We start from the raw sequence: 15,946 nt of genomic DNA, 5'->3' as shown, positions 1-15,946 counted from the left end.
AAAAGATCTTGCAAGGACCCTTGCCCCTAACGAAAAATCATGRTAGGATGAAGCTGGTCGAGTCTCTCGAGAGCACCGAAAACTCAAGAGTGTTTACTTCTTGAAAACACTCAACTATAGGGCTTTTCCTTGGAGACCCACCGCGGTCATTGATATCAACCACATAACTCCCCGTTAAGCTCTTTACAAGTTACCCCTCCTATCGTATTAAGAAGGGGCAAAGCTCTGGGAGTAGCAGAGGATTATATGCTAACTAACTTTACCTTTCGCAACTGTCTTTTGTTTTTCGTCACATTGTCCAGTGTCCCTGTTTTCTCGGCACCCCAACCTCGCGTAACGCTTCCTAGTGGAGCCAATAAAATCGGATCAGAAGCTTGGATAGAGCAAAAAGTCCGTCAATATCCAGAACTTTTGTGGTTAGTTGAACCTTCTCCTGCAGGAACTTCTTTAAACGCTCCTTCGGGGATGATCTTTTCTCCCCTATTGTTCCAAAAGAAAGTCCCTGCTTTTGATATCGCAGTACGCAGTCTGATTCACCTACACCTGCTTATCCAGGGCTCCCGCCAAGCTTATGCTCAGCTTGTCCAGCTGCAGGCTAATGAATCCCCTATGACATTTAAACAGTTCCTTACCCTACATAAGCAGCTCTCCTTATTCCTAAATTCTCCTAAAGAGTTTTATGATTCCGTCAAAATTTTAGAAACTGCTATCATCCTACGCCACTTAGGATGTTCAACAAAAGCTGTTGCCACATTTAAGCCTTATTTTTCAGAAACGCAAAAAGAGGTCTTCTATACAAAAGCTTTGCATGTTCTGCATACTTTCCCAGAATTGAGCCCTTCGTTTGCTAGACTCTCTCCAGAACAAAAAACGCTCTTCTTCTCATTGAGAAAGCTCGCTAATTATGATGAGTTACTTTCCCTGACAAATGCCCCTAGTTTACAACTACTATCTGCTGTACGCTCGCGACGCGCGCTTTTGGCTCTAGACTTGTATCTCTATGCTTTAGATTTTTGTGGAGAACAGGGGATATCCTCTCAGTTTCATATGGACTTTTCTCCTTTACAGTCCATGTTGCAACAATATGCTACGGTTGAAGAAGCCTTCTCCCGCTACTTTACTTACCGAGCTAATCGCCTAGGATTTGCGGGTTCTTCTCGAACTGAAATGGCCTTAGTTAGAATAGCTACTTTAATGAACCTATCCCCTTCAGAAGCTGCTATTTTAACAACAAGCTTTAAGTCTCTTTCCTTGGAAGATGCTGAAAGCTTAGTGAATAGCTTTTATACAAATAAGGGAGACTCTTTAGCTCTTTCTTTACGAGGACTACCAACTCTTATATCTGAACTAACACGCGCTGCGCATGGAAATACGAATGCGGAAGCTCGAGCTCAGCAAATTTACGCCACAACGTTATCATTGGTAGCAAAAAGCTTGAAAGCTCACAAAGAGATGCAAAACAAACAAATTCTTCCCGAAGAAGTCGTTTTAGATTTCTCTGAAACTGCTTCTTCCTGTCAAGGATTGGACATCTTCTCTGAGAACGTTGCTGTTCAAATCCACTTGAATGGATCTGTCAGCATCCATCTATAACAAAAAAAGCGCCCGGTTTTTAGTCGGGCGCTTTCACCGATATCAATCTTTATTCTTTCTCTATTAATGAAAACAGCGACGCCATTTCTAACGCCGTTCTCATTCCTGAAGCTCCCAAATTTGGGCCTTTTATCCCTGCTCTTTCCCAAGCAGCTTCTACATTAGGAGCAGTAATCACAGAAAAAGTGATTGGGAGACAGAATTCTACAGACAATCGAGCGATACCTGCGGCAACATTATCCGCAATATGCTCATAATGCGAAGTTTCCCCCTGAATTAAGACTCCACAGGCAACAATTGCTTGAAAAAGATTTCCTTTAGAGAGCATTTTTTTAATGGCACAGGGAATTTCAAAAGCACCGGGAACTCGAACAACAGTCAAAGAATCGGGACTACCTCCGGACTCAAAAAATGTCTCTCGAGCTCCGGAAACCAAGCGATCAGCAATAGGAGCGTTAAAGCACGCCCCGACTATAGCTACACGCACATCCTTAGCAACAGGAAGTCCTTTCAACAGTTTCATACTCATCCTCCGACTCATTAAGAACAGGGAAATTCAACCAATGCCCCATTCGGTCTTTTTTTGTTCGTAAATACCTCTCATTTTCAGAAGAGACGATGACGGGCAAAACAATCCGGTCGAGAATGTGTATTCCTAACCGCTGTAGCTCAAAAAACTTTTTTGGATTATGGGTGATCAATCTCACGCTTGTCAACCGGAGATCCTTAAGAATTTGTGCAGCTACTCCATACTCTCGAGCATCTATAGGAAAACTTAGTTGGAGATTGGCCTCTACCGTATCATATCCAAGATCTTGTAAAGCATAAGCTTGAATTTTATGCCCAAAACCTATACCGCGCCCTTCTTGCCCTCGAAGATACACAATAACGCCTAAGCCCTGTTCTGCAATATACCGCATAGCCATATCCAACTGAGCTCCGCAATCACAACGACAAGACCCCAAAACATCTCCGGTTAAGCATTCTGAGTGCACACGCACAGGCACGGATTCTTGTTCCCGAATATCTCCCTTCACTAAAGCAAAATGCTCTGTTCCATCAATAATCGATTTATAAACATGTATGAAGAACTCCCCATATTTGGTAGGAATCCGTGCTGAAGAAACATGCTCAACTAAAGAATCAAAGGTCCATCGATAAGTAATCAGATCATCTACGGTAATAACCGTAAAACCATGTTGCTCAGCAAAATCTAGTATCTGTTGTTGCCGCATCATAGAATGATCTGCATTGACAAGCTCAGCAAAAATACCACAAGGATACATCCCAGCAAGCCGCATGAGATCCATGGATGCTTCAGTATGTCCTGGACGTTTGACTACTCCACCAGGCTGACTAACTAAAGGGAAAACATGTCCTGGACGAACAAAAGATTGAGAAATTGACGTTGGGTCGGATAATAATTGAACTGTTCTCGTTCTATCCGCTGCAGAAACTCCCGTAGTAATTCCTGACGAAGCATCTACAGAAACAGTAAAAGCTGTTTTAAAGGCACATTGGTTCTCTTGAACCATTGCGGGCAGGTCCAAAACTCTTGCTTGCTCACGAGTGACCGAAGCGCAGACAATGCCCGTTGTGTGAGACAAAAGAAAGGCCATTTTTTCTGCCGAGACCTTTTCTCCTGCTAAAATTAAGTCTCCCTCGTTCTCTCGAGATTCCCTATCAATAACTATGACAAAATTCCCGTCAGCGATATCTTTTATCGCTTGCTGTACCGAAGCTATCCCGGCTTCACATGTAACCATTCTCAATCTATCCCGTTTTTGAGAAAAACTCAGCTAGTGGAAAGTTTTTCTAATACAAGCTCCTTGCTGTGTGCAGAGTATAGCACAAACTTATACTTTCTGCGACCCTAAGCTCACCTATCCATCCTCTCTCCCCACGCATTCAAAACATGTCTTTACAGAATCTCCAACTAAAAAAGTTTTTGTGATTTTCACATGTTCTGCATTATCCAAACATAACTGAAGATCTCGTAACATAGGACTACCTTGATCCCCCAAAAATTTGGGGCCCCAATAGATCACACCTGCGTTCACAAGATGCTCACGCCAGAAAGCGGAGTGCAACCGAGCCCCCCCTTCAACAAGCACTTGTAGACATCCTTTCTCTGCCAGATATTGTAAAAGTCTTTTGAGATCCACCTGCTGGGGAGAAGATTTCCATACCTCCACTCCCCGATCTTCTAATTTTTGAATATGCTCCTTAGAGCACTGTTCCGTTGTAGCAAGCAAAACATTTCCAGAATCTGGATTCCATACCCGAGCATCTAAAGGAACACTCCCTCTGCTATCCACCACTACTCGTAACGGTTGTCTCTCGTACAAATCCCCTGAAGGCATCCGAGCAGATAAACGAGGATTATCTAAACACACCGTACGCGAACCGACAATTACAGCTTGGGACTCAGCACGAAGTCTTCCTACATCTAACCGAGCCTGCTCTCCTGAAATCCATTGCGATATCCCTCTACGATCCGAGGTTTGACCATCGAGAGACGCGGCCGTTTTCATAACAACCCATGGCAACCCCGTTTCTCTTTGATGCAAGTACGGTTGCAAGGAAGCCTTTGCTTCTTCGTGACCTATCCCCACATAAACAGAAATTCCCGCCTCCTTCAGACGAGCAACCCCCCTTTTACAAACACGAGGGTCAGGATCTAGCAGAGCAATATAAACTGACGACACCTTACTTTTGATCAAAAGATCTACGCAGGGGGGAGTCCTACCAAAATGGCAGCAAGGCTCTAAGGTGACATACACATCTGCTCCTACCAATGAGCTAGTTTGATCTTGGAAAGCACAAACTTCCGCATGCGGGGACCCAATTCCTTTGTGCCACCCTCTTCCTATTATACATCCATTTTTTACAATCACACACCCCACCCAAGGATTAGGGGGAGCAAAAATCCTCCCCCTTTCACCTAATGCAACGGCCTCGCGCATAAAAAACAGTTGTTGCTCAGACGAAACTTCCATATACTCAACCTGAAAAATCAGATAGCGAAAGAGATGCAAGGATGTTGGATATACGATTAATACGCAAGGAACCAAAAGAATGTGAAGCCCGTCTTCAAAAAAAAGATCCCTCTATTTCGTTAGAACGCCTTCTAGACTTAGATAAAAATGTGCGTCAACTGAAAGCAGATTCAGAGTCCTTACTTGCAAGACGTAAAGCTCTTTCTGGCCAAATTCATAAAGCTAAAGTTGCTAACGAGGATGCCACTCCCCTTATTCAAGGGGTTAATGCTATTGCAGACCAACTTGTTGCTTTTGAAAAAACGTTACAAGAACAAGAAGCTCTTCTACTAGATCTCATGGCAAGACTGCCTAATTATCCAGATGAGGACGTTCCTGTCTCCCCTGATAAATCGGGGAACAAAATTATTAAAAGCCACGGAGAAATTCCAACTTTTACCTTTCCTCCTAAACACCATGTACAACTCAATGAAAAGCTGCAAATTTTAGATTTTAAACTTCCAGCCAAAACCTCAGGTTCCGGCTGGCCAGCTTATAAAAATGAAGGCGTTCTTTTAGAATGGGCTCTGTTGACTTACCTTCTTAATAAGCAGCAAGCGCATGGATTTCAACTATGGCTTCCTCCACTACTTGTCAAACGCGATATTCTTTTTGGCTCAGGCCAAATTCCAAAATTTGATGGGCAGTACTATCGTGTTGAAGACGGAGAGCAGTCTCTTTTCCTTATTCCAACAGCAGAAGTTGTTCTTAATGGATTCCATTCTCAAGAGATCTTAAACGAGCAAGATCTCCCTCTCTATTACGCAGCTTTTACCCCTTGTTTCCGCAGGGAAGCTGGTGCTGGAGGATCTCATGAACGAGGATTAGTAAGAGTCCACCAATTCCATAAAGTAGAGATGTTTGCTTTTACAACCCCAGAACAAGAAGAGATTGCTTATCAAAAAATGATTGGCATTGTTGAAGAAATTCTTTCTGAACTTCAACTCCCTTACCAGCTCTCTCTACTTTCTACAGGGGACATGTCTTTCACAGCCAAAAAAACGATCGATGCAGAGGTTTGGCTTCCAGGGCAACAAGCTTTTTATGAGGTCTCTTCTATTTCCAAGTGTGGAGATTTTCAATCTCGTCGCTCTGAGACTCGCTATCGCGATGCTCAAGGCAAATTACATTTCGTGAACACTCTAAATGGCTCAGGATTAGCAACTCCTAGATTGTTGGTAGCTATTTTAGAAAATTATCAACAAGAGGATGGATCCGTTGTGATTCCTCATGCGCTGCGCCCTTATATGAATAACCAAGAAATTCTCCTACCCAAAACAGATAGATAATTCTATAGTGAGATCGAAAGGGACAAGAGATAGAATTTATGACATCGGAATATGAACACTTTGGGAACTTATCCCCAGAAGAACATATTAAAGACGTGCAGGATATGCACAAAGTCTGTAAAGGAGAGCCGCATCAAACAAAGAAAGGCTGTTGGTATCACTTAGCTCATGATGCTATAGATTGCGGTGTTTTTATATTTTTCATTCGCACAGTATTTTTCCTTGTCCCAACGATCCCCGTGTTTTCTTATGGGAAAATCCTTTTTACAACAGGGTTAAGTTGGGTTTTTTACACCGCTTGTAGACGAGCTCAATCAGCTTGGGCTTACATGGAGCTTACCCATAGAAATATGCTACAGGAAAAAAAAGAGATCGAGGAACACCCAGAACAAGAGCGCATAGAATTAAAAGTTCTTTATGCTAATCAAGGGTTCCAGGAGCCTTTAATCTCACAAATGGTGGACTTTGTGTGTGCGGACTCTTCTCTTCTTTTGAACACAATGCTTAGAGAAGAACTCCACATCCAATTTGAGGACTACCCTCATCCTCTTAAACAGGGGAGCGTTAAAGCGTGTGGAGGGCTTCTTGGCCTACTCTTATTTTCCCCAATAGCTCTTACCGTAAGCTATACAATAGCCGCCCTTCTAACTTCTATTATTATTGGTGCTCTACTTGCACTGAAAGCCCGTCTTATAAAAAATGCTGTTACCCCCGCAATTGTCTGGGGAGTAGGAATGTTTATTACTGCGATCAGCCTGTGCTGTTCTTTGATACGGTTATTCTAGTCTAGACTCCTAGTAGGTATCCTATGCTCCCACAACTTTTCTCTTCTCCATTTTCACGGGAATTACTCAACGATTTTTTTGAATCAGGGATGGCAGAGGAAAACAGTCCTTTACTTTCCCGAAAGAATCGTCTTTTAAGCCAAAACTTAACCCTAAAATCTGCCTACATATCCCTTGCTCTTTATATAGGGTCGCTTCTTTCTCATTGGACCGGATATCAGCCTCTCTCTTCTTTGCTACTTATTCTTACTTTCTTCCTAGCTGGAACGCCTGCCCTCGTAAAATCTTTTGAGGATATTCTTAATAAAACGGTGAATATCGATATTCTCATGACATCTGCAGCTTTCGGCTCTATTTTCATTGGAGGAGCCTTAGAAGGCGCATTGCTTTTAGTACTTTTCGCTATTTCAGAATCTCTAGGATCGATGGTCTCAGGGAAAGCCAAAAGTACTCTCGCTTCTTTAAAACATTTGGCACCTACTGTAGCTTGGGTTGTTCAACAAGATGGCTCATTACAAAAGATTTTAGTACAAAATGTAAAAGTCGGAGAGGTTATCCGAGTTAAGAGTGGAGAGGTTGTCCCTTTAGATGGAGAAATTATCCAAGGAGCCTCCTCTATTAATCTGATGCATCTAACAGGAGAAAAGATTCCCAAATCTTGTAATATTGGGGATACGGTTCCCGCAGGAGCTCATAACTTAGAAGGAAGTTTTGACCTCAAAGTTCTTAGAATTGGAGCAGAGTCCACCATTGCCCACATCATCAATCTTGTTATCCAAGCACAAAGCGCTAAACCTAAACTCCAGCAACGTTTAGATCGTTACTCATCAACGTATGCCTTAACAATCTTCGCGATCTCAGCCTCTATAGCAATAGGCGGTTCATTATTTACGACACTGCCTTTCCTAGGGCCAGACAGTGCTTTTTACCGAGCCTTAGCCTTCTTAATTGCAGCTTCTCCTTGTGCCCTTATCATAGCTATCCCTATTGCCTATCTCAGCACCATTAATGCCTGTGCCAAACATGGAGTTTTACTAAAGGGAGGCGTAGTCTTAGATCGCTTAGTCTCTTGCAACTCCGTAGTGATGGATAAGACTGGGACACTGACTACCGGAGACTTAACCTGCTGTGGATGTGAAGATTTTGGCCCTGAATCCCCTCTTTTTTACTCCTATGTGCTAGCAATGGAACAATCTTCGTCCCACCCCATTGCTCAGGCAATTGTTAATTATCTAACAGAGAAACAAGTGCTTCCCCTACCGGCAACACAATGTACTACCATTCCAGGCGAGGGTGTACAAGGAGAATTTAATGGAGATCAGGCCTTTGTTGGACGAGTCTCAACAGCCCTACGCTATGTCCCTGAAGAATATCGAGAACAACTTCGCGAACGTGCTCAACAAGCACAAGCGCGAGGAGAGACCTGTTCCATTGCTTGCTCTGGGCAACGCGTGTCTCTTTTTTACTTTCGAGATGCCCCGCGCCATGATGCTGCAGATATTGTCGCCTATTTGAAAAAAAATGGTTATCCAGTATGCATGCTCACAGGAGATCATCGTATTAGCGCAGAAAACACAGCTCAACTGCTTGGAATTGATGAAGTGTTCTACGATCTAACCCCAGATAATAAACTTTCTAAAATCCAAGAACTCGCAAAGACTCGACAAATCATGATGGTGGGAGATGGAATTAATGATGCCCCGGCTCTAGCGCAAGCTACTGTAGGGATCGCTATGGGGGAAGCTGGCAGCGCAACAGCCATAGAAGCTGCTGATGTAGTTCTCTTAAACCAAGGGCTCTCTTCTCTTCCCTGGCTGATAAAAAAAGCAAAAAAGACTCGCCGAATTGTGTCGCAAAATCTTGCTTTGGCTTTATCTATTATTTTATTTATTTCAGGACCAGCATCTATGGGAATCATTCCTTTATGGCTTGCCGTAATTTTACATGAAGGAAGTACCGTGATTGTGGGCCTTAATGCTCTTCGCCTTTTAAAAAACACGTGATTTCCTTGTGATTTTTAGAGAAAGGAACGCATAACATCCCTTGTATGAAAAACACCAAATACTTACGCCAAGTGAACTTATGGATCTTTGTAGTGATCATTTTGCTCATGAGCATAAGTGTTATTGTGATCTCATCTCAAGATCCCTCTTCCATGTTGGTCCATACCTCGCGAGGACTCTTCTCCGCAAAAAGTAAAATACAATTGCGCCATTTTGCCTTGGGATGGTTCGCCTATTTTATTTGCTTATATGTGGACTATCACCAATTTAAAAGATGGGCGTGGGTTCTCTATGCTCTTATTCTCTTTAGCCTCATCGGCTTGTTTTTCGTTCCGGCAGTGCAAAACGTTCATCGCTGGTATCGCATCCCTATTATTAACCTTAGCGTTCAACCTTCGGAATACGCTAAGCTTGTTGTCGTCATTATGTTGAGCTACATGCTAGAAATGCGTAAAGCTCGCATCTCTTCTAAAACAACAGCTTTTATTGCCTGTATCATAGTTGGAATCCCTTTTCTTCTTATCCTCAAAGAACCCGATCTTGGCACCGCCCTAGTACTATGTCCGATAGCCCTCACGATTTTTTACATAGGGAACATCTATCCTCCTTTGGTAAAAATTTGTTCGATCTTTGCTGCTTTAGGAATGCTTTGCTCTTTACTGATTTTCTCTGGGATTATTCCTCATGATACAGTTAAACCTTATGCTCTTAGAGTATTAAAAGAATATCAATACGAACGCTTAAGTCCTTCCAATCACCACCAACGAGCCTCCTTAATCTCTATCGGAGTCGGAGGATTAAAAGGCCAAGGATGGAAATCTGGAGAATTTGCAGGTAGGGGCTGGCTTCCTTATGGCTATACGGACTCGGTATTCCCCGCTATAGGAGAAGAGTTCGGATTACTGGGACTTTTATTTGTACTATGGCTGTTTTATAACCTAGTCTGTTTTGGATGTCGCACCGTTGCGGTTGCGGTTGATGATTTTGGACGATTTCTAGCAGGGGGAGTCACAGTGCATCTTGTCATGCACGTACTCATCAATGTTAGTATGATGAGTGGGCTCTTACCCATTACGGGAGTTCCCCTTGTCCTAATTTCTTATGGAGGATCTTCTGTAATTTCTACAATGGCCTCTCTAGGTATCTTGCAAAGCATTTATAGTCGACGCTTTGCAAAATATTAATACAAGCTTACTTAGATCCCCATAAGGGAAGCTCTTGTATGAGGTATTTAATTTCCTTGGCAAGTTGATAAACTTGCTCTTCCATATCTAAAGATTCCCCAATTAATTCCTGCAGAGAAGTCGCTGGCTGATCTATAACTAGCAATTCATCTGCACATACGTTTCCATTGACTCCTATGCCGATAATCACAAATAATCCCTTATCTACCGGGGCAGTCTCACATAGCACTCCTGAAAGCTTTTTCCCTAAAACTAATACATCATTAGGCCATTTCATAACGGCTCCAGGAATGCCTAAAGAAGCTCCAAGACGAATAACTGCTTCCGTACCTATACGAAACAACAAAGCACTATCCACACTATCTACACACAAAAAGAAACAAAAGGAAGCGAGGATATCTCGATCCGTGGAATGCCAATATCTACCAAACTTTCCTTTCCCAGCAGTTTGTTCTCTGGTTGTTACTACAGTAAGGGCATAGGGGTCCCATAGAGAGATGCCTTTTTTAGCAGTTGCATTTGTTGAATCCGTACTCGCTATCTCATAATAGATCTCTTTCATTCAACCGAGCCTTTCTAAATCATTTCAGCTAAAGACAAAAGCGGAACTTTCGGAAACCGGAAAAGTTTCCCTGCCAAGCCAACAACTAGATGATTATGGAGTGATACATAAGTTTCTGCAGCCTTTTCAAAGGCACGAACCTCAAAAGAAAAGGCATTTTCACAGGCTAGCAGTTCTTCCATTAAACTAGAAATGGCCTCCGTGTGAGGAAGAGTTTTCAAGGATTCTAAAGTCCGCTTCAAGCGGAGAGTAAAAAATCGCTCCATCTCATAAAAAGTAAAACTATCCTCATAATAAGCATTAAGAAACTCTTTCAGAGAGTATTTAGAGCCTTGTATTAAAAAAGCTATTTCTTCTTCTAGCTTAGGAAATGGAAGAGAATATATCTTCACCATTTCGTGAAGCACTCTCCTTTTTCTCAAGGAAAGATCAAGAAGCTGTTTCCAAGATAATAAGAGTACTTTTGCGGTGTAACGCAAACGACAATATCCCCCGAATAGCCCCCCTAAAAATAAACTGCAAACTCCCCAAAATAGCATAACAGCTCCTAAAATTCCCTAAATCGCGAGTTTACCTCTAAACAAAAAAAAGAAGGAGAAAGACCTCCTTCTTTTTTTACTATAAAGAGTAATGCTCTCTAGTTTAGGCAACTAAAGCTGTTGATTTCCCTGATAAACAGCTATCTAACTCCGCATCGGTCAGTTCTCGATATTTTCCATAAGGAAGCCCACCCAACACTAAGCTTCCTATACGAATCCTTTTCAGTTCTAGCAACTGCAACCCTGCAGCCTCTGCAAAAAGACGAATTTCGTGTTTCTTTCCTTCATTTACAATGATTTTAATGGTTCCACGACGCACTTTTTTGACAGAAACTGGCCGCACAATCCGCCCATCAATCATAGTCCCAGACATCAAGCTTTCAAGATCTTTTGCGGTAACATCACGACTTACCTTTAATAAATACTCCTTCGTGATCCCAAAAGAGGGGTGAATCACCCGATTAGCAAATTCTCCGTCATTAGTTACTAAAATCAAGCCCGACGTTTCTTTATCCAAACGCCCCACAGTGAACAAACGATAAGGGCAGTGGGACAACAAATCGATCACTAACTTAGATTGTGGAAATTTACGCTCAGAAGAACAAAGATAGCCAAGGGGTTTATGAACCATGAAGTAGACCTTCTTTTCAGCCCCTATGCGCTGCCCACCAACTTCTATATAATCAAACTCTTCATCAACAGTCACAAAAGGTCCTGCAGCCACCTTACCATTAATAGTAACGGAGCCGGCAAAAATGATTTCATCGCATTTTCTTCGCGAAGCGACTCCTGCTGACGCTAAAAACTTATTGAGGCGAACCTTTGCCATTCCAGTCCTCTTGTCTTTCGACCACTTAATTTTTTGAATTCCACTGATAAGCGACTATCTAAGAAACCCTCCCCCCTTTCAACAACGAGGACCTCTTAGATTCAGAGATAAAAATAAAAACGACCCATTATCATATCAAGATTTCGCTAGAGAGTCCAGAAGAAGTTCCTTTTCAAAAAATCAGCAAATTGCGCATCCCTACCTATAGACCTACAAGGTAAAAAAATCTTTGCAAAGATAATCCTTAAACGAGGAAGATAGGGCTTTCACAACAATCGTCCTGCTTTTTATGACTCTTCTTATTCTGCTACGCCACGGTCAATCCGTATGGAATCAAAAAAATCTATTTACTGGATGGGTAGATATCCCTCTTAGTCAACAAGGAATTCAAGAAGCACTTACTGCTGGGGAAGCGATTAAAAATCTTCCTATTGATTGTATTTTTACCTCTACTCTAGTCAGAAGCTTGATGACAGCTCTTCTAGCAATGACTAACCACAGCTCTAAAAAAATTCCTTATATTATTCATGAAGAACGCCCCGATATGAGTAGGATTCATAGTGAAAAAGAGTTGGAACAAATGATCCCCCTTTTTCAATCGAGCGCGCTTAATGAGCGTATGTATGGAGAACTTCAGGGGAAAAATAAACAAGAAGTTGCAGAGCAATTTGGAGAAGAGCAGGTTAGACTCTGGCGTAGAAGCTACAAAATTGCTCCGCCACAAGGAGAAAGTCTCTTTGATACGGCGCAAAGAACTCTCCCTTACTTTCAAAAGCGCATTTTTCCTCTTATCCAACAGGGAAAAAATATTTTTATTTCTGCTCATGGGAACTCTTTACGCTCTTTGATCATGGACCTAGAAAAATTAACTGAAGAAGAAGTACTCTCTTTAGAGTTGCCAACAGGGAAACCTATTGTATACGAATGGACGGAACAAAAATTCACGAAGAGCGCACTTTCGTTTGGTTAAATAATCAACAAACCATCCCGCCTTCTGAGATGGTTAAGGAAGCTTTTCAGCGTTATGCAAATGTGTTCTCCTGCGAAGTTAATACTTCTGCTCTTGCTTTACAGGCAGAAGCAGAAGTTTCTGCTCGCAAGCTAACTGGATGTCAAGAAAAAGACTTTACCTTTCATTTTGTTCCCTATTACCCCCATATAGCAGCCATAATTGTGGCTGCCCTTCTTGAAAACCAACATGCCTTCCAAGGAAGGAATCACCTCCTGATTCCTTCTTGTGAACAACAATGGATCATAAATGCTCTCTGTCGCCGGCAAAATTTAGGAACAACATATGATTGGGTAACAAGCAAAACAGGGTGCGTAAAAGAAACAGATTTAGCAGAAGCAGTCTCCCCTCGCACCCTACTGTTCTCGATATCAGCTGCTAATGGCATGACAGGCCTACTCGAAGCCATCCCAGAGCTCGTTACCTTATGTAAAGAACGAAGCATCATTCTCCATGTGGACATTAGCGATATTCTTGGCAGATGCGCTCTCCCTACAGAGCTTTATCAGACGGATATTCTTACCTTCTCATCACAATCCCTTGGAGGCATTGGCTCTTCAGGAGCTATGTTTATGAAGCCCTCTTTAACAAAATATTTTTCTTTATGGCTTCCAGAGACCCCTCCAATCCCAACTTGTCTAAGCTCTCTTGCAGCTTTTTCTCTAGCTTGCCAAGAACGTGCGGCTTCTTTCCCTTCCTTAGTCCTTTCCGCAATTTCTGCTCGATCAGCTCTTAAACAAGCTTTAACTGCTATTCCTCAAGTGCAATTCCTTTTAGAAGACATCGACTCTCGCCTGCCAAATGTCGCTGTCTTTGCTATTCCCGGCATTCCTGCAGAATCTTTAGGTTTTTTTCTTTCCCAGAAAAACATTTTTGTAGGACTGGGGTACGAACGATTCCAACCTTTATCCCAAATCCTACAAAGCTCTGGAATTTCACCCTTCTTTTGTCATAGCGCCCTGCATGTGTCTTTTACAGAACGTACTCCCGCTACACACTTCTCTGCTTTAGCCTCAGCCTTACAAGAAGGCATCTCGCATTTACAACCTCTCATCACCAAATCCCTATGATCATTCCATTTTATCCTTTCTCTTTATGGAGCAGCTTCCCCGCAAAATCATTGCGCTTATTCTTTCAGCCTAAACACGGGGGACTCTTATCTCAGGAGCAAGAAGATGAACACTCCCAACTTATCATAGGCAAGCAGGGTCACTTACTTATGGGGAATACCCTGATTTTTTACTGGCTTGTCAACAAAACAAATGGGATCATTCAAGAAGCTAAATTTCAATTCTTCGGCCATCCCTATCTACTTGTTCTTGCTGAAGCCACCTGTTCATTAGTGATTGGAAAGACTTTTGCCGAAGCCTACAAAATGACTATAAATGACCTTGAGCAGGAAGTCCACGGACGTACCCAGCCCTCTATTTTCCGTGAAGACCTATCCCCCCTTTACCACTTGGTGATGGATGCTCTTGATATTGCGATTGAACAATGTGTCGATATTCCCGTAAATGACAGCCCTTTCCCCTTCAAAGATGCCCTCCTACAATTAAACGATGGGGATCCCTATTCTAAAGAAGAGTGGGAGAATCTTTCCTACGATGAACAACTTTCTACATTAAACATCATGATGAAAGAAAAGATAGCTCCCCTGGTTGCTATGGATGAAGGCTCTGTACGTATCGTTCATTTCGAAGGACTTACTGTAACTATTGCCTACTCTGGAAATTGCTCCTCCTGCTTATCTGCTGTAGGATCCACCCTAAATTCAATAGGGCAGCTCTTCCGAGCACACGTTTACCCTTTATTAGAAATAAAAGTAGATGAACAGTCTCTTTTATTTTAATCCCTTTAACCCCCTAAAAAACAATTTTTAGACAATATATTGTTTTTAATGACGCCCTTTTGTTACAGAAGACAAAAGGGCTCTTTTAACATAAAAGCCCTTTTGAGCCTCTTGGTCATTCCGGCTGCAAAATCTTCTTCTTGGCAATAAGGAGAAGATTTCTTCTTTTCCATTTTCTCTGCAGAATACTTAACAGGCTCTACCTTTGCTCTATTCCCCGAATTATGCGTAGAGCTTTTGTAAGAATTTGCTTCATGGAGAACACTGGTGCTACCTCACTTTCTGAAAAATAAGATCACCTCCACTAAGTCTTTGGGGTCCCTTCTTGCAGCTATCCTGATTGGGTTCATCGTCTTGTATAAACCTTCCTCTCCACAATCTACTCCTACCACAGTATCTACTGAGAAACAGCCTTCAAACTGGCTTAAACTCACCCATCTAGGGAATCTCCAGTCAATGGAAATACAAGCAAAAAAGGAGCAGCTGGAAAACGATCTAACTATGTTCGATCCTATTCTCCAAGCTACCGTCGCTTTATCCCAAGAAGAAGACGCTCCAGCAGAAATATCTGTTATACTCTCTCTTCCTCATGCGCTAACCTTATCCCCATCGCTTGTCCATTCTATTACTGATTACCTTATGCGCAGTGTTCCCGGATTAACTAAAGAACATATCACCTTATCCGACCAGCAAGGCAATCTTTACTCTCCCCTTCTTGAGCAAAGTGACACCCTACTTGTAACCTCCCTAGAGCGCTCGTTGCAAACGATTCTTCCTCAGAAACATTTCACCATTAACTATCTCCCTCTAGCTAATGAAGGGCATCTACAACTTCTTATTGACGAAGACTATCTCAATACACTTTCTAAAAGCTCTCGCACCAAATTGCTTTCTCATATGCAAGAGATCCTCTCCGTATTTCCTGAAAAGCATACTTCCGTAGATATTGTTCCTTTCCTGAAACCCACAGTACAAAAGCATTCCCCCATCCCTTCTATTGTTCTAAGTATCGGGATTGTTTTACTTGGTCTCAGCATTTTAGGAGCAGCAACCTTCTATCTTGCTTTCCATACTTATGATCATGTCTCCCAACAGAAAGAAAAAATACAAAGCATAAATATACCAAAGCTGATAGAGATGATGAACAGAGAGTCTCCAGAGAAAGTCGCTTTGATTCTCTCGTATCTAGACTCAACAAAAGCAGAAGAACTTCTTAATAAACTTCCTGAAGAAATGAGAAGCGCTGTGCTAAAGTTAAAAGCCTAA

General features: G+C 42.2%; 15 protein-coding genes. 9 read left to right on the top strand and 6 right to left on the bottom strand.

Translation table 11 applies throughout. The features are described 5' to 3' along the window. The first annotated feature begins 246 nt into the window (after positions 1–246). A complete protein-coding gene (locus tag TC_RS00555; RefSeq protein WP_010229387.1) occupies positions 247–1,593 on the top strand; it encodes a hypothetical protein in 1,347 nt (448 codons plus the stop codon). Positions 1,594–1,642: 49 nt separating this feature from the next. On the opposite strand, the gene ribH is transcribed toward TC_RS00555, so the two are convergent. The 3 genes from ribH to ribD form a co-directional block, all read right to left on the bottom strand. Continuing rightward, positions 1,643–2,116, bottom strand: a complete 474-nt coding sequence (gene ribH, locus TC_RS00550; protein WP_010229385.1) for a 6,7-dimethyl-8-ribityllumazine synthase — start codon at positions 2,114–2,116, stop codon at positions 1,643–1,645. Next, positions 2,085–3,359, bottom strand: a complete 1,275-nt coding sequence (locus TC_RS00545; protein ID WP_010229383.1) for a bifunctional 3,4-dihydroxy-2-butanone-4-phosphate synthase/GTP cyclohydrolase II — start codon at positions 3,357–3,359, stop codon at positions 2,085–2,087. Before TC_RS00545 ends, ribH begins: the two co-directional genes overlap by 32 nt. A gap of 117 nt (positions 3,360–3,476) precedes the next feature. After that, complete coding sequence (gene ribD / locus TC_RS00540; RefSeq protein ID WP_010229380.1) at positions 3,477–4,592, bottom strand: bifunctional diaminohydroxyphosphoribosylaminopyrimidine deaminase/5-amino-6-(5-phosphoribosylamino)uracil reductase RibD; 1,116 nt, start codon at positions 4,590–4,592, stop codon at positions 3,477–3,479. A gap of 41 nt (positions 4,593–4,633) precedes the next feature. On the opposite strand from ribD, the gene serS reads away from it, so the two are divergent. The 4 genes from serS to TC_RS00520 are packed head-to-tail and all read left to right on the top strand — an operon-like array spanning position 4,634 to position 9,892. Further along, positions 4,634–5,920: a serine--tRNA ligase gene (serS, locus tag TC_RS00535; RefSeq protein ID WP_010229376.1), complete on the top strand. Its 1,287-nt coding sequence runs from the start codon at positions 4,634–4,636 to the stop codon at positions 5,918–5,920. Positions 5,921–5,958: 38 nt separating this feature from the next. Then, positions 5,959–6,705 (top strand): VIT1/CCC1 transporter family protein, encoded by a 747-nt coding sequence (locus TC_RS00530; RefSeq protein WP_010229370.1) that lies wholly within the window; start codon positions 5,959–5,961, stop codon positions 6,703–6,705. 23 nt (positions 6,706–6,728) lie between these two features. Continuing rightward, positions 6,729–8,708, top strand: a complete 1,980-nt coding sequence (locus tag TC_RS00525) for a cation-translocating P-type ATPase (RefSeq protein ID WP_010229366.1) — start codon at positions 6,729–6,731, stop codon at positions 8,706–8,708. A 44-nt stretch (positions 8,709–8,752) separates the two neighbouring features. Next, positions 8,753–9,892, top strand: coding sequence for an FtsW/RodA/SpoVE family cell cycle protein (locus tag TC_RS00520; RefSeq protein ID WP_010229362.1), 1,140 nt, complete (start codon positions 8,753–8,755; stop codon positions 9,890–9,892). A gap of 7 nt (positions 9,893–9,899) precedes the next feature. On the opposite strand, the gene TC_RS00515 is transcribed toward TC_RS00520, so the two are convergent. The 3 genes from TC_RS00515 to TC_RS00505 all read right to left on the bottom strand — a co-directional run bounded on the left by TC_RS00515 (position 9,900) and on the right by TC_RS00505 (position 11,822). Beyond that, complete coding sequence (locus tag TC_RS00515) at positions 9,900–10,454, bottom strand: biotin--protein ligase (RefSeq protein ID WP_010229360.1); 555 nt, start codon at positions 10,452–10,454, stop codon at positions 9,900–9,902. A 14-nt stretch (positions 10,455–10,468) separates the two neighbouring features. After that, complete coding sequence (locus tag TC_RS00510) at positions 10,469–10,993, bottom strand: hypothetical protein (RefSeq protein ID WP_010229357.1); 525 nt, start codon at positions 10,991–10,993, stop codon at positions 10,469–10,471. A gap of 103 nt (positions 10,994–11,096) precedes the next feature. Further along, entirely contained in the window at positions 11,097–11,822 is a 726-nt protein-coding gene (locus TC_RS00505) for a pseudouridine synthase (RefSeq protein ID WP_010229355.1), read from the bottom strand. A 289-nt stretch (positions 11,823–12,111) separates the two neighbouring features. Here TC_RS00505 and TC_RS00500 point away from each other — a divergent pair, with 289 nt between their 5' ends. The 4 genes from TC_RS00500 (at position 12,112) to TC_RS00485 (ending at position 15,946) form a co-directional block, all read left to right on the top strand. Continuing rightward, a complete protein-coding gene (locus tag TC_RS00500; protein ID WP_010229353.1) occupies positions 12,112–12,792 on the top strand; it encodes a 2,3-bisphosphoglycerate-dependent phosphoglycerate mutase in 681 nt (226 codons plus the stop codon). After that, positions 12,747–13,901 carry an aminotransferase class V-fold PLP-dependent enzyme gene (locus tag TC_RS00495; RefSeq protein WP_010229350.1) on the top strand — a complete coding sequence of 385 codons (1,155 nt, stop codon included), beginning with the start codon at positions 12,747–12,749 and terminating at the stop codon, positions 13,899–13,901. Before TC_RS00500 ends, TC_RS00495 begins: the two co-directional genes overlap by 46 nt. Next, the gene (locus TC_RS00490) at positions 13,898–14,680 is read left to right on the top strand and encodes an iron-sulfur cluster assembly scaffold protein (RefSeq protein ID WP_010229348.1); all 783 of its coding nucleotides are present in this window, start codon (positions 13,898–13,900) and stop codon (positions 14,678–14,680) included. Before TC_RS00495 ends, TC_RS00490 begins: the two co-directional genes overlap by 4 nt. A 267-nt stretch (positions 14,681–14,947) precedes the next feature. Next, on the top strand, positions 14,948–15,946 hold the full coding sequence (locus tag TC_RS00485; RefSeq protein WP_010229344.1) for a type III secretion system protein: 999 nt from the start codon (positions 14,948–14,950) through the stop codon (positions 15,944–15,946).

This window comes from Chlamydia muridarum str. Nigg (genome assembly GCF_000006685.1).
GTDB classification, from domain to species: Bacteria; Chlamydiota; Chlamydiia; order Chlamydiales; family Chlamydiaceae; genus Chlamydia; species Chlamydia muridarum.
Note: the sequence above shows the minus strand (reverse complement) of the source record. Positions and strands in the feature narration are given on the sequence as shown.

What these genes read in the sequence shown, in the direction of transcription:
- TC_RS00555 (WP_010229387.1), top strand. Translation starts at nt 247, where the DNA reads ATGCTAACTAACTTTACCTTTCGCAACTGTCTTTTGTTTTTCGTCACA.
- ribH (WP_010229385.1), bottom strand. Translation starts at nt 2,116, where the DNA reads ATGAAACTGTTGAAAGGACTTCCTGTTGCTAAGGATGTGCGTGTAGCT.
- TC_RS00545 (WP_010229383.1), bottom strand. Translation starts at nt 3,359, where the DNA reads ATGGTTACATGTGAAGCCGGGATAGCTTCGGTACAGCAAGCGATAAAA.
- ribD (WP_010229380.1), bottom strand. Translation starts at nt 4,592, where the DNA reads ATGGAAGTTTCGTCTGAGCAACAACTGTTTTTTATGCGCGAGGCCGTT.
- serS (WP_010229376.1), top strand. Translation starts at nt 4,634, where the DNA reads ATGTTGGATATACGATTAATACGCAAGGAACCAAAAGAATGTGAAGCC.
- TC_RS00530 (WP_010229370.1), top strand. Translation starts at nt 5,959, where the DNA reads ATGACATCGGAATATGAACACTTTGGGAACTTATCCCCAGAAGAACAT.
- TC_RS00525 (WP_010229366.1), top strand. Translation starts at nt 6,729, where the DNA reads ATGCTCCCACAACTTTTCTCTTCTCCATTTTCACGGGAATTACTCAAC.
- TC_RS00520 (WP_010229362.1), top strand. Translation starts at nt 8,753, where the DNA reads ATGAAAAACACCAAATACTTACGCCAAGTGAACTTATGGATCTTTGTA.
- TC_RS00515 (WP_010229360.1), bottom strand. Translation starts at nt 10,454, where the DNA reads ATGAAAGAGATCTATTATGAGATAGCGAGTACGGATTCAACAAATGCA.
- TC_RS00510 (WP_010229357.1), bottom strand. Translation starts at nt 10,993, where the DNA reads ATGCTATTTTGGGGAGTTTGCAGTTTATTTTTAGGGGGGCTATTCGGG.
- TC_RS00505 (WP_010229355.1), bottom strand. Translation starts at nt 11,822, where the DNA reads ATGGCAAAGGTTCGCCTCAATAAGTTTTTAGCGTCAGCAGGAGTCGCT.
- TC_RS00500 (WP_010229353.1), top strand. Translation starts at nt 12,112, where the DNA reads ATGACTCTTCTTATTCTGCTACGCCACGGTCAATCCGTATGGAATCAA.
- TC_RS00495 (WP_010229350.1), top strand. Translation starts at nt 12,747, where the DNA reads ATGGACGGAACAAAAATTCACGAAGAGCGCACTTTCGTTTGGTTAAAT.
- TC_RS00490 (WP_010229348.1), top strand. Translation starts at nt 13,898, where the DNA reads ATGATCATTCCATTTTATCCTTTCTCTTTATGGAGCAGCTTCCCCGCA.